This window comes from Pseudomonas sp. YNh, from assembly GCF_037993085.1.
GTDB lineage: Bacteria > Pseudomonadota > Gammaproteobacteria > Pseudomonadales > Pseudomonadaceae > Aquipseudomonas > Aquipseudomonas putida.
Window position 1 is genome coordinate 76,254 of record NZ_JBBMRJ010000024.1, and the last position, 12,738, is coordinate 88,991.

Consider the following 12,738-nt stretch of genomic DNA (forward strand, 5'->3'; position numbering starts at 1 on the left):
CAACTCCTCAACGATTGGCAGCAATGTGATGGGCTGCGATATAGCCGAACGTCATGGCCGGCCCCAGGGTGCCGCCCGCACCGGGATAGCTGGTGCCCATGACCGACGCCGAGCAGTTGCCAATGGCATACAGGCCAGGAATGACCTCGCCGTCCTGGCTCACAACCTGGGCGTGTTCGTTGGTCAATAGCCCACCTTTGGTGCCGATATCGCCGGCGTCCAGGCGCATCGCGTAGTACGGCCCCTTGCTCAGGGGCGCCAGGCACGGGTTGGGTTTGACGTTGCTGTCGCCGTAGTAACGGTCGAAAACGTTGCCGCCACGGCCGAAGTCGGCATCGACGCCGCTGCGGGCGTAGGCGTTCATCTTCTGCACGGTCTGCTCGAGCCCTGCGCGGTCGACGCCAATCTGCGCCGCCAGCGCCGCCAGGCTGTCAGCCTTGAAATACAAGGTATTGAGCCATTCCTTGCGCAGTCGGCTGTCGGGCATGACCTGGGCCGGCATCAACGGCCCCATGGCGTAGTTGAAGCGAAAATGGCCATCGAAGATCACCCAGGATGGGATCGACTTGCCGCCGGTGTGCTGGTTATCGCGGTACATGGCGTCGACAAATTCCAGGTACGGCGCAGCCTCATTGACAAAGCGCCGGCCCAGGCTGTTGATCACGATGGCACCAGGGAACGCCCGCTCGGCAAATACCCCGCGGGGTTTGTCTTCGCCGGGCACGGTAATGGTCGGCGCCCACCAGGCCCAATCCATCAGGGCGGTCGCCGCACCCAGTTCGATACCGGCTTGCAACGCAGCACCGGTGTTATTGCCCGGTGGCGTGGCGCTCCAGTCACGCAGGGTCGGCTGCGGTAGATAGCGCTCGCGCAAAGCCTGGTTCTGTTCAAACCCCCCGGAGCCGAAGATCACCGCATGGCGGGCATGCAGCTGCAGCGTCTGCCCGTCACGACAAACCTGCATTCCAATGACCCGGCCGTTGTCGGTGATCAGGTTCTGGAAGTCGGTGTTCAACCACAGTGGAATGTTGCGGTCCATCAGCGAACGGCGCAACGAGGCGACCAGCGCACTGCCCAAGGCGGCGCGGCGGTCGCGCCGGCTTTTGCGGCGCCATTTGAAGTCGAGCTTGTAGCGCAGCATCAGGCCGAGAATCAGCAGGCGCCAGCCAAAGGAGCGCGACATGGCCTTGTGCGCATGCCGTGCGGTCCAGGCGATGCGCCCCATCAGCAGGGTCGAGGGTGACGGTGTGCGCAGGTTGGCCAGTTCATCACCGAGCAGGCTGGTATCGAACAGTTCCGGGTCGAGGGTGCGCCCACCGGCCAGCGAGCCTGGCAGTTGCGGATAGTAGTCCGGGTACTTCGCCGCCACGGCGTAGCGCACATGGCTGTTGTCCACCAGGGCCCGGATCATCTGCGGCGCGTGCTTGACGTAGGCACGCAAGCGCTTGTCATCGCCATGCTCACCAGTGGCAGCTTTGAGGTACTGCAGGGCCAGCTCCACACTGTCGCCACCGCCTTTGGCGGCAAAGTAGTGGTTATTGGGAATCCAGATGCCGCCGCCGGAGATCGCCGACGTACCGCCGAACTTGTCGCTTTTCTCGACAACCAGTACCGATAGACCCTGCTCGGCAGCAAACAGCGCCGAGGTCATCGCACCGGCGCCGGAGCCGACGACGATCACGTCGTAGTGTGAAACAGGCTGAGCTTTAGCTGTCATTGTTGTTGTGCCTTGGCTGTGATCGGAAATATCCCGGCGTGCCGGCCAGGGGTGCGCATACCCGGGCCTGCAGCCAGGCCCGGGCACGGCTCATACGTAAGGATCAGGGTTGGGCAGGCCCAGTTGCACGGCGCCAAGGCTGCGGCTGAAGGCCATGTAGTTGTTGGCGATATGACCACGTGCCTGGTGCAGGTCGCGGAACAGGCGCGCCACAGGGTTGGTGTTGTACAGCCCGGAAGCGGCCATACAGCGCAGCAGTTCGTTGACCTTCTCGGCGCAGATATTGGTCACATAGGAGGATTGGTAGCGGTACAGCAGGCGGGTTTCCACGTCCGGGTACTCACCCGCTTCAGCCAGCGCCATCAGGTGCGCGTAGTTGCGCTCCAGCACCAGCCTCAGGCTGTCGACGATGATCGTCGCCTCGGCAACGGTGGTTTGCGCCACCGGGTCATCGGCGGTTTTCATGCCGTGCTTGCCGATGTGCGCAGCGGCATTGGCACGAAATTCGTTGATCGCCCCCTGCAAGGCACCGATGGCCGATGAGGACACAGCGCGCGTGAACACCTGGGCGAAAGGAATGGCATAAATCGGATTGGTGTTCACCAGGCGTCCTGGCGTCGCCTCCAGCGTGCAGTTATTGGTGCGTTGCACGCGGTGTGCCGGCACGAAGGCATCTTCGACCACAATGTCGTGGCTGCCGGTGCCGCGCAGGCCCAGCACGTCCCAGTTGTGCTCGATACGGTAGTCGCTGCGCGGGATCAGGAAGGTGCCGTGCTCTGCTGCACGGTCGCTATCGGCGGGCAGCACACCACCAAGGAAACACCATTGGCAGTGTTCGCTGCCGCTGGAAAAGCCCCAGCGACCACTGATGCGATAACCGCCTTCAACCACGGTTACCTTGGCCACGGGCATGTAGGTGGACGAGATCAGGGTCGTATGATCCTGGCTCCATACATCGCGCTGGGCCTCGATCGGGTAACGCGCCAGCTGCCAGGGGTGTACGCCCATCACGCCATAAATCCATGCTGTGGACATGCAGCCCTCGGCGAGGATCATCTGGATTTCGAAAAACGTCCGCGGATCGACCTCGTAGCCGCCAAACGCACGTGGTTGCAAGGCCCGCAACAAGCCGGCCTGTTGCAATTCGAAGATGGTTTCGTCAGGTACCCGGAACTCGCGGTCAGCGCGCGCGGTGCGGCTTTTGAGCGCCGGCACCAGGCGCCGGGCGTGTTCAAGCAGTTCGATTTCTTCCGGCGTTCTTACTCGCATGCTGTCCATCCGTTCGTTCTCCCAATCTCGTTGCGCGGTTGCGCGAGTCTTGGTTGATGATCGAATGCAGCAGGCGAATATTCATCGTCAAAGCGGACTAGGGAAACACAGCACGGCGCCGTCCCTGGCGCCTTTTCAGGTTCAGATCGCGGCGCGCCTGGCGGCCCACGGGCGGTCCTGCTCCAGCTGCGAGGCCAGGCGCAATAGCACGTCTTCCCCGCCCAGGCGAGCGGTGAACATCATGCCTACTGGCAGGCCACTGTCACTCATGCCCAACGGCAAGGAAATTGCCGGCTGGCCGCTGACGTTGGCCAGCACGGTGAATGCGGCACTGCCCATGGCCTTGCGGGCGTAACTTTCGTAAGGCTGGTTGAGCGAGAGCTCGCCCAAGGCCGGTGTCAGGCTGGCGGTGACCGGTGAGAGGATCACATCAAAGCGCTCGAACTGCTGTTCCATGGCCATGCTGATGTCTTCAAACGCATGCCGGGCACGGACTACGCCCTCACCTGTGGCCTTCGCTGCGCGCTCCAGCACACCAAAGGTGATGCTTTCCAGGTCCTGCGGCCCTAACGCGCGGCCCAGGGCTTTCTCCCGGTCGTTAACCGTGACCAGCAACGAGTTGCCGATAGCCACGCCGTGGGCGCCGAACAGCTGCTGGGCCTGAATCGGCAAGCGCAGTTCTTCCACCTCGTGGCCAAGGCCCAGCAGTTGCTTGATGGTGTCCTCCAGAACCTTGGCAATCGCCGGGTCCAGCGGTGCCCCTGTCAGCGATTCGCGCACCAGTGCAACCCGTAAACGGCCCGGGTCACGGCCCAGCTCCTCAACGTAGGGACGTACCAGCGGTGAGCTCCAGTACGGGCTCCCTGGTTCGTGACCCTGACCGGCATCAAGAAACAACGCGGTATCGCGCACGCTGTGCGAGACCATGTTGGCGACACTGGCGCCAAACGAGCCTTCCAGGCGTGCCGGCCCGCTGGGCGTGCGGTAGCGTGTCGGTTTGAGGCCGACCAGCCCACAGTAGGACGCCGGGATCCGGATCGAGCCGCCACCGTCGGTGGCATGGGCGACCGGGACGATACCGGCGGCCACCGCCGCAGCGGAACCACCGGACGAACCACCCGAGCTCAACGCCAGATTCCAGGGGTTGCGGGTCTGCCCCCATGCCAACGACTCGGTGGTGGTGGTCAGGCCGAACTCCGGGCTGGTGGCTTTACCGAAAGGCACTGCCCCGGCGGCTTCATAACGGCGGATCAAGGTGCTGGTAATGCTCGACGGTGGCGCGTCCTTGAACAGCCGGCTGCCGTTGCTGGTGGTCGTGCCCTGCAAGTAGGTGTTGAGGTCCTTGAGCAGGATCGGCACGCCCGCCAGCGAGCCCTGGGTCAGGGTCCCGGCCTTCTGCCTGGCCGCCAGCAACGCGCGGGCATAATCGTCATGGCGCATGTTGACTGCATTGATCTTCGGGTTCACCAGGTCACAACGGGCGAATGCTGCGCCGAGCAAGTCTTCGGCACTGAAGTGGCCGGCCTGCAAGCCCTTGGCCATGGCCCAGGCATCCAGGCCCAGGTAATCGCTGGCCGACAAGCCGCCTGCGGCCCGGGCATCGGCAAAGCGCCCCAGTAGCCCGACGCCCAGCGCCACCGCGCCGGCCTTGAGCACCTGCCGGCGCGGCCATCCGTCAGCGGCGTCGGCACCCGCTGGGGCAAGCGTGTCGGCCAGTGGCAATGCGTTTTTTTCCATGTGCAGAATTCCGTTTTTTATTGTGTCTGTTCGATTCGCTCAGCGCGCCGGTTTCCCCGATCAGTACGGGGTGATCTGCGCTTTCATCGCGGCCAGGAAGTGTTCGCTGTAAGGCGGTAGCAGGCCCCATTCACCGCGCGGATCATGTTCGGGCGCCTTGAGTACTGTGCGCAGGTGGCTGAACTCGATAAAGCCTTCGCGACCGTGGTAGTGGCCCATGCCTGACCCGCCAACCCCACCGAACGGGGCATCATGCAAGGCGGCATGCATCATCACATCGTTGAGGGTGACACCGCCGGACAATGTGTGCTCCAGCACCTGGCGCAGCTCCCTGGCGTCGCTGCCAAAGTAGTAAAGGGCCAAAGGCCGCGGGCGCGCGTTGATCTGGGCGATGACTTGGTCAACCTCATCAAAAGGCAGAACCACCATTGCCGGGCCGAAGATTTCTTCATGCAGAATCAGGCTGCCTTGGGGCGGGTCGATCACCAGTTGCAGCGGTCGGCGGCGGTTTTGCTCATCAGCCGCTTGCGCGTAGGGTAGGCTCACTACCCGGGCACCGGCTTGAAGCGCCTGCTGAACCAGGTTTTCAACACGGGACAGGTGTTGGGCATTGACCACCGCGACCACGTCCGGGTTGTCGCTCACCTCAGGGATGAACTGGCGGTAAGCGCTGGCAAAGGCCTCAAGAAAGGTTTCCAGCTGCTCGCGTGGCACGTAGACCAGGTCCGGGTTGATGCAGACCTGGCCACTGTTGGTGGTCTTGGAAAGCGCAATACGAAACGCTGCGGTGCCCAGGTCGGCGCTGCGGGCGACGATGACCGGCGACTTTCCGCCCAGTTCCAGCGTCAACGGCACCAGGTGCTCGGCCGCGTTACGCATCACGGACCTGGCCACCGCGGTACTGCCGGTAAACACCAGGTGGTCGAACGGCTGTGCGGTGAAGGCCTGGGCCAGGTCGGCGCCACCGGTGACCACAGCCACTTCGAGAGGATCGAACGCCTCGGCAAACAGCTTCGCCACCAGCGCAGCAGTGCGTGGCACCACCTCTGAAGGCTTGAGGATCGCCCGGTTACCCGCCGCCAACGCCGAAGCCAGGGGGCTGAGCAAGGTATACAGGGGGGCGTTCCAGGTGCCCAGAATGCCCACCGTACCCTTGGGCTGATACATCACCCAGGCCTCGGCGCCCAGCTGATCGTAAGGGCTGAAGACGGGCCGCGGCTCATCCTGCATCCATCCTTCGAGGTGGTCGCGCGCGTGCTTGAGCGACCCCAGCGAACCCAGCACATCATTCATCAACGAAAAACCCTGGGGGCGGCCGCCAAAGTCGGCGTCCATCGCCTCGGCCAGCGCTTCGTGGTGCGCCACCAGCATGTCGATCACCCGCTGGATCCGCGCGCGGCGGGCCACGGCAGTGACAGCCCCTTGAGCGTTGAATGCAGCCTTTTGTTCACGCAGCAAGGCCGACAGCGTGTCGACGGAAGAATTTGCACAACTCATTGGTGCCTCCTCAACTGAACAAGGGCCAGCATGTCGCCTCTGTGCCCACCATGGCCGTCGTTGCACGACGCCCTGCCCCGCAAACTAGCCCCAGACCCCGGAGACCGCCTCGTCCAAGTGGACGATCGAGCCAAAAACGTTAGTCCGTTGAGACGATGCTAAGCCCCGTGACGCTGGGAATACTGCCAGCACGCACACTCATTCCATGAGGCCCATCATGGCAACGCCCGCCTGTTTCGACCCTCAAGCGTTTCGCGCCGCGCTCGGCACCTTTACCACGGGAGTGACCATCATCACTACCCAGGCCGAAGACGGCTCGCCGGTTGGCATCACCGCCAACAGCTTCAACTCGGTCTCGCTCAACCCACCTCTGGTGCTCTGGAGTCTGTCCAAGAACGCCCGCAGTCTGCCGGTGTTCAGCGGTGGTCGCCACTGGAACGTGCACGTTTTGTCGACGGAGCAGGAAACCCTGTCCGGCCGTTTTGCACGCCAAGGGGAAGACAAGTTCTCCGAGATCCAGCTCGACACCGGCATCAGCGAGGCACCGCTGCTGCAAGACTGTACGGCGCGCTTCCAATGCCGTACGGCCTTCCAGTATGAGGGCGGCGACCATGTCATCTTCGTCGGCGAGGTGCTCGCCTTCGACCATAGCGATCGCGCGCCGCTGGCCTTCCAGAGTGGCCAGTACGCCCTGGCAATGCGCAAACCGCGCAACGAGCTGCGCCTGGCAACCACCCCGCCACCGCCCGAGTGCAGTTATACCGAAGACTTGCTCGGCTACCTGCTCGGGCGCTCGCACTACCAGATGCTGTTTGCACTGCGCCGTCTGCTGAAGAACCAGCAGCTCGATGAACACGCGTTCTTCATCCTCTCCACCCTGTGCATTCGGGACAACCTGACCCTGGACGAGATCAACGCCTTCGTCGGCTACACCGGCCATGTGGTCAGCGCCACCAGCATGCGCTTCCTGGAACGCCAGAACCTGGTCGCCCGTGAGCTTGATAATGAGCAGGTCCGCTATGTACTCACAGCCGACGGGCGGGAGGCTTCGTTGCAGGAGGTGGCCCTGGCCAAAGCCGTCGAGGAGGATATCGCTGCCCGTCTCGGCGCCGGTGACAGCCAGGCACTCAAGGTGTTGCTCAAGCGCCTGATCGCCACCTCCGACCCGGGCTTGCCGGACCTGTGGGCGCCGCGCTAAGCACTGTGACTTCCCTGAACCATTAGAACAACAAGGACAGCCATGAGCATTCTGCAACGCTTCAACCTCACTGGCAGTGTCGCCATTGTCACCGGCAGCGGCCGCGGCATCGGTCGCGCCATTGCCTTGGCCTACGCCGATGCTGGCGCAGATGTGGTCTGCAGCGCCCGTTCGCTGGCAGATGTCGAGGCCGTCGCCGAAGAAGTACGCAGCCGAGGGCGGCGCGCCCTGGCCCTGAGCTGCGATGTCACCGACAGCGAACAGCGCTGCGCCTTGGTCGCCAACGCCGCCGAACAGCTGGGGCGCATCACCCATCTGGTCAACAATGCCGGGGGCGGCGGCCCCAATGACCCGCTGAAGATGAGCCCGCAAGACTTCGAGCAGGTGTTGAGCTTCAACGTCAGCGCTGCCTATGCCCTTTCACAGCTCTGCGTTCCCCTGATGCGCGACGCCGGGGGCGGCAACATCATCAACATTACCTCGGTCGCCGCCCGTTATGCCCAGCGCCATTTCAGCGCCTATGGCACCGCCAAGGCTGCCCTGACTCACTTGACGCGCCTGCTGGCACAAGAGTTTGCGCCGCAGATCCGGGTCAATGCGGTGGCGCCAGGGCCAATCCTGACCGACGCCCTGGCCGGGGTCATGCCCGATGCCATGCGCAAAACGATGGAAAGCAACACCCCGCTCAAATGCCTGGGTCAACCAGAGGACATCGCCGCCGCGGCCCTTTACCTGGCAAGCCCCGCCTCGGCCTGGGTCACCGGCAAGATCATCGATGTCGATGGCGGCGCCGATTCCAGTGTCTGGCCGGGTTGAGGCCTTTTTGCCGGGCGTGCCTGCAGCTGGCCCGGCCTGTTATCCACTTGCCACAGAGCGACCTCCCTATGGATGCGCAACTGATTGAAACACTGGGCGACGAGCTGTTCCATGCCCTGAACGCACGCCAGAGCCTGCCCCCGCTGACCCAACGTTACCCGGCCATCAGCCTTGACGACGCCTACCAGATCTCCCGGCGATTTCTGGCGCGTCGCGAAGCGGTGGGCGAGCAAGTGATCGGCAAGAAAATCGGGGTGACCAGCCGCGCCGTGCAAGAAATGCTCGATGTGCATCAGCCCGATTTTGGTTTTCTAACCGACCGTATGCAGGTTGCCGATGGCAGCGACATCAGCTTTGCTGCCCACCATCTGGTACAGCCACGGGCCGAAGGCGAGATTGCCTTTGTACTGGGCAAAGACCTGCAAGGTACCGATATCACCGCCAGCGATGTGCTGGCGGCCAGCGAGTGGGTTATGCCGTGCTTCGAAATTGTCGACTCGCGTATCGAGAACTGGCAGATCCGCATTCAGGACACCGTTGCCGACAACGCTTCATGCGGTGTTTTCGCCCTGGGCCAGCAGCGCGTCGATCCGCGTGAACTGGACCTGGCCGAGGTCAAGTTGCACCTGTTCAAGAACGGCCTGCCGGTGGGCAGCGGCCTGGGCTCGGCGGTGCAAGGCCACCCCTGCGCCGCCGTAGCCTGGCTGGCCAACACCCTGGGCCGCCTGGGCATCCCGTTTCGCAAGGGCGAAATCATTCTGTCCGGCGCCCTCGCGCCACTGGTACCGGTCGCACCGGGTGACTTCGTCAGCCTGTCGCTGAGCGGCATGGGCGAGATGCACCTGAACTTCGTGCCCTGAGCCTGCGGCCGTTCCTTATTCCGATCGAGAACAATGCCATGAGTAAAAAGATAAAATGCGCCCTCATCGGGCCCGGCAACATCGGTACCGACCTGCTGTACAAGCTCAAGCGCAGTGAAGTACTGGAACCCGTCTGGATGGTGGGTATCGACGCCACCTCCGAAGGCCTGGCCCGCGCCGCCGCGCTGGGCCTGAAAACCACCAGCGAGGGCGTCGATGGCCTGCTACCGCATGTACTGGAAGACGGCATCCAGATCGCCTTCGATGCTACCTCCGCGTATGTGCATGCCGAAAACAGCCGCAAGCTCAATGCCTTGGGTGTGCTGATGATCGACCTGACTCCGGCAGCCATCGGCCCCTACTGCGTGCCACCGGTCAACCTGAAGCACAACCTTGGCCTGGGCGCGATGAACGTCAACATGGTGACCTGTGGCGGCCAGGCGACCATCCCGCTGGTGGCCGCGGTGTCCAGCGTGCAGCCGGTGGCCTATGCCGAGATCATTGCCACGGCGGCCTCGAAATCGGTCGGCCCGGGCACACGCAAGAACATCGATGAATTCACCCGCACCACCGCGGCGGCCGTGGAACAGGTTGGCGGCGCAAAAAAGGGCAAGGCAATCATTATCGTCAACCCCGCCGAGCCGCCGCTGATCATGCGCGACACCGTGCACTGCCTGACCGAAACCGAGCCTGACCAGGCAGCCATCACCGTCGCGATTGCCGACATGATCAAGCAAGTCCAGCGCTATGTGCCCGGCTACAAGCTGGTCAACGGCCCGGTGTTCGACGGTAACCGGGTATCGATTTTCATGGAAGTCGAAGGCCTGGGCGACTACCTGCCCAAGTATGCCGGCAACCTCGACATCATGACCGCCGCCGCCGCGCGCACCGCCGAGATGTTTGCCGAAGCAATGCTCAAAGGCGAGCTGACCCTGCGTGCCAGCACCCCACAACCTGCCATCGCCTAAGGAGCGCACCATGGACCTTCACGGCAAATCCATCATCGTCCACGACATGTGCCTGCGTGACGGCATGCACCCCAAACGCCACCAGATCACCCTGCAGCAAATGAAAGACATTGCCTGTGGCCTCGACGCCGCCGGTGTGCCGATGATCGAGGTGACCCATGGCGATGGCCTGGGTGGCAGTTCGGTGAACTATGGTTTTCCGGCGCACAGCGACGAGGCGTATTTGTCGGCGGTCATCCCGCTGATGAAAAACGCCAAGGTCTCCGCACTGCTGCTACCGGGCATCGGCACGGTCGATCACCTGCAGATGGCCTACGAACTGGGCGTCAGCACGATTCGCGTCGCCACTCACTGCACGGAAGCAGACGTGTCCGAACAGCACCTTGGCGCGGCCCGCAAGCTGGGCATGGACAGCGTCGGGTTCCTGATGATGGCCCATATGAACAGCCCGCAAGGCCTGGCCACCCAGGGCAAGCTGATGGAGAGCTACGGTGCCAATTGCATTTACATCACCGACTCGGCCGGCTACCTGCTGCCCCACGACGTCAGCGCGCGGGTCGCGGCGCTGCGTGCAGCGCTCAAGCCCGAGACTGAAATCGGCTTCCATGGCCATCACAACCTGTCGATGGGCGTATCCAACTCGATCGCGGCCATTGCCGCTGGCGCCACCCGTATCGATGCCGCTTGCGCAGGCTTGGGCGCCGGCGCCGGCAATACCCCCATGGAAGTACTGGTGGCCGTCTGCGACCGCATGGGCATCGAAACCGGCGTGAGTGTGTTTGGTATCCAGGACGTTGCCGAGGACCTGGTGGTGCCGATCATGGACTTCCCGATCCGCAGCGATCGCGATGCCCTGACCATGGGCTATGCCGGTGTCTACGGCTCGTTCCTGCTGTTTGCCAAGCGCGCTGAAAAAAAGTACGGCGTCCCCGCGCGGGAAATTCTTGTCGAAATGGGCCGGCGCGGCATGGTCGGCGGCCAGGAAGACATGATCGAAGACACCGCGATGACCCTGGCCAGGCAACGCCAAGCCAGCGCCTGACCGCTTCACGAGGCCCAGGCACAGCTTGGGCCATTGCCCATCTCTGCGGTTTGACCGGGAGTCATCCATGAGCAGTACGCACCCTCAACCCATCGGCTGGCGCAGCCATGGTCTGCTGTTTGTGCTCGCGATGATGTACGCCGACAACTTTGTCGGGCGGCAGATCATTGCCGTGATGATCGAACCGCTCAAACAAGAGTTCGGTGCCAGCGACACCGCCATGGGCCTGGTTTCGGGCCTGGCCTTCGCTGCCGTCTATGTGCTGCTGGGCCTGCCTGCCGGGCGCCTGGCCGATCGCCTGTCACGCACACGCCTGCTGGCCATCACCTGCTCGTTGTGGGCGCTGGCAACGGTGGCCTGCGGCCTCTCGACAAGCTTTGCGATGCTGGTGATCGCGCGCATGGCGGTAGCAGTCTTCGAGTCACCAAGCACCTCCACCTCGATGTCGATCATTGCCGATATCTACCCACCGCACCGGCGTTCTTTTGCCATCAGTTGCTACACCGCCGCGCCGACGTTCTCGACCATCGTTGCGCTTAGTGCCGGCGCCTGGGTGGTCGACCAATATGGCTGGCGCAGCGCTTTTTTTGCTGTCGCCCTGCCTTCCCTGCTGATCAGCGCGGTGTTTGCCTTTGTGATGCGCGACCCGGTACGTGGTCGCTTCGACCTCCCCCATAGCCACGCCAGCCAGGCTGCACCGCCCATTCAAAGCCTGCTGGGCAGTGCTCGTGCACTCATGGCACAGCCGGCCTACCGTTGCCTGGTACTGGCTTGCGGCATCACCACCTTCAGCGCCTACGCCTTTGCCATGTGGAATGCCAGCTTCCTGGTGCGATCGCATGACCTGCCCCTGCATTACGCCGGCCTCCTGGCCGGCCTGGTCGGCGGCACCTTTGCCGGGCTAGGGGCGTTGTTCAGTGGGTGGCTGACTGACCGCCTGGTGATCAGGAGCCAGCAGTGGCAAATCGGCATTCCGCTCATCGGCCATGTGCTCGGCAATTGCGCGTTGGTCATTTACCTGCTTTGGCCACGTGACATCCTGCTGCATGCGGGTGCAGTTCCGGTACCCAGCGCGATGCTCTGGTGCGCGCTGGGCAGCTTTTTCTCGGTATGGTGGGTGGGCCCGTGCTTCTCGTTGTTGACCCAGTTGGTGCCCGCCCACCGCCGGGCTACCGCCGTCGCCCTGCAGACCATCATCTCGACCTTGTGTGGGGTCGGTATCGGCCCATTGGCAACCGGGCTACTGAGCGATGTACTGATGCCATTGCTGGGAGACGAGTCGCTGCGCTACGCCCTGCTGCTGGTCAGTCTTACCATTGTCATACCGATCGTGCTGCTCTGGCGGACCTATCAACACCTGGCCGCGCCCTCGCGGCTTTCTGCCTATGCCTGAAACCTGAACATTGGCGCAGAATCGCCGATCAACTAGTTGAAACGGACGATCCACCCGCACATTCCCTACGTTACCGTCATTGTCAGACACCCGCTGCCCCGCGTTCGCAATATCAATGACTGGAGAGCTTATGAGGATACTGGTAAGCGTCAAACGAGTGGTCGACTACAACGTCAAAGTTCGCGTCAAGGCGGACAACTCCGGCGTCGACCTTGCTAACGTCAAGATGTCCATGAACCCC

Annotated in this window: 10 protein-coding genes and 1 pseudogene; 7 read left to right on the forward strand and 4 right to left on the reverse strand. The window is 63.1% G+C overall.

Going from position 1 to position 12,738, the window contains the following annotated elements:
- Nucleotides 1–7 precede the first annotated feature (7 nt).
- From WF331_RS21730 to WF331_RS21745, 4 genes are all read right to left on the reverse strand, one after another.
- Nucleotides 8–1,717: an FAD-dependent oxidoreductase gene (locus WF331_RS21730; RefSeq protein WP_340623276.1), complete on the reverse strand. Its 1,710-nt coding sequence runs from the start codon at nucleotides 1,715–1,717 to the stop codon at nucleotides 8–10.
- Between the two features lie 90 nt (nucleotides 1,718–1,807).
- Nucleotides 1,808–2,995 carry an acyl-CoA dehydrogenase family protein gene (locus WF331_RS21735; protein ID WP_016499792.1) on the reverse strand — a complete coding sequence of 396 codons (1,188 nt, stop codon included), beginning with the start codon at nucleotides 2,993–2,995 and terminating at the stop codon, nucleotides 1,808–1,810.
- 132 nt (nucleotides 2,996–3,127) lie between these two features.
- The gene (locus tag WF331_RS21740; protein ID WP_241801088.1) at nucleotides 3,128–4,723 is read right to left on the reverse strand and encodes an amidase; all 1,596 of its coding nucleotides are present in this window, start codon (nucleotides 4,721–4,723) and stop codon (nucleotides 3,128–3,130) included.
- A gap of 60 nt (nucleotides 4,724–4,783) precedes the next feature.
- Nucleotides 4,784–6,220 carry an aldehyde dehydrogenase family protein gene (locus tag WF331_RS21745; protein ID WP_016499794.1) on the reverse strand — a complete coding sequence of 479 codons (1,437 nt, stop codon included), beginning with the start codon at nucleotides 6,218–6,220 and terminating at the stop codon, nucleotides 4,784–4,786.
- A gap of 217 nt (nucleotides 6,221–6,437) precedes the next feature.
- Between WF331_RS21745 and WF331_RS21750 the strand changes: the two genes are divergently transcribed.
- The 7 genes and pseudogenes from WF331_RS21750 to WF331_RS21780 all read left to right on the forward strand — a co-directional run.
- Nucleotides 6,438–7,418 carry a flavin reductase gene (locus WF331_RS21750; RefSeq protein WP_016499795.1) on the forward strand — a complete coding sequence of 327 codons (981 nt, stop codon included), beginning with the start codon at nucleotides 6,438–6,440 and terminating at the stop codon, nucleotides 7,416–7,418.
- 42 nt (nucleotides 7,419–7,460) lie between these two features.
- On the forward strand, nucleotides 7,461–8,234 hold the full coding sequence (locus tag WF331_RS21755; RefSeq protein WP_016486814.1) for a glucose 1-dehydrogenase: 774 nt from the start codon (nucleotides 7,461–7,463) through the stop codon (nucleotides 8,232–8,234).
- Nucleotides 8,235–8,302: 68 nt separating this feature from the next.
- On the forward strand, nucleotides 8,303–9,094 hold the full coding sequence (locus WF331_RS21760; RefSeq protein WP_340623277.1) for a fumarylacetoacetate hydrolase family protein: 792 nt from the start codon (nucleotides 8,303–8,305) through the stop codon (nucleotides 9,092–9,094).
- 38 nt (nucleotides 9,095–9,132) lie between these two features.
- Nucleotides 9,133–10,062: an acetaldehyde dehydrogenase (acetylating) gene (locus WF331_RS21765; protein WP_016499797.1), complete on the forward strand. Its 930-nt coding sequence runs from the start codon at nucleotides 9,133–9,135 to the stop codon at nucleotides 10,060–10,062.
- Nucleotides 10,063–10,072: 10 nt separating this feature from the next.
- Nucleotides 10,073–11,104: a 4-hydroxy-2-oxovalerate aldolase gene (gene dmpG, locus WF331_RS21770; RefSeq protein ID WP_340623278.1), complete on the forward strand. Its 1,032-nt coding sequence runs from the start codon at nucleotides 10,073–10,075 to the stop codon at nucleotides 11,102–11,104.
- Nucleotides 11,105–11,171: 67 nt separating this feature from the next.
- On the forward strand, nucleotides 11,172–12,497 hold the full coding sequence (locus WF331_RS21775; RefSeq protein WP_284362441.1) for a spinster family MFS transporter: 1,326 nt from the start codon (nucleotides 11,172–11,174) through the stop codon (nucleotides 12,495–12,497).
- 130 nt (nucleotides 12,498–12,627) lie between these two features.
- Nucleotides 12,628–12,738, forward strand: a pseudogene (locus WF331_RS21780) (electron transfer flavoprotein subunit beta/FixA family protein); the annotation flags it as partial.

Excerpts from the sequence above, each read along its gene's own strand:
- WF331_RS21730 (WP_340623276.1), bottom strand. The coding sequence starts at position 1,717 with ATGACAGCTAAAGCTCAGCCTGTTTCACACTACGACGTGATCGTCGTC.
- WF331_RS21735 (WP_016499792.1), bottom strand. The coding sequence starts at position 2,995 with ATGGACAGCATGCGAGTAAGAACGCCGGAAGAAATCGAACTGCTTGAA.
- WF331_RS21740 (WP_241801088.1), bottom strand. The coding sequence starts at position 4,723 with ATGGAAAAAAACGCATTGCCACTGGCCGACACGCTTGCCCCAGCGGGT.
- WF331_RS21745 (WP_016499794.1), bottom strand. The coding sequence starts at position 6,220 with ATGAGTTGTGCAAATTCTTCCGTCGACACGCTGTCGGCCTTGCTGCGT.
- WF331_RS21750 (WP_016499795.1), top strand. The coding sequence starts at position 6,438 with ATGGCAACGCCCGCCTGTTTCGACCCTCAAGCGTTTCGCGCCGCGCTC.
- WF331_RS21755 (WP_016486814.1), top strand. The coding sequence starts at position 7,461 with ATGAGCATTCTGCAACGCTTCAACCTCACTGGCAGTGTCGCCATTGTC.
- WF331_RS21760 (WP_340623277.1), top strand. The coding sequence starts at position 8,303 with ATGGATGCGCAACTGATTGAAACACTGGGCGACGAGCTGTTCCATGCC.
- WF331_RS21765 (WP_016499797.1), top strand. The coding sequence starts at position 9,133 with ATGAGTAAAAAGATAAAATGCGCCCTCATCGGGCCCGGCAACATCGGT.
- dmpG (WP_340623278.1), top strand. The coding sequence starts at position 10,073 with ATGGACCTTCACGGCAAATCCATCATCGTCCACGACATGTGCCTGCGT.
- WF331_RS21775 (WP_284362441.1), top strand. The coding sequence starts at position 11,172 with ATGAGCAGTACGCACCCTCAACCCATCGGCTGGCGCAGCCATGGTCTG.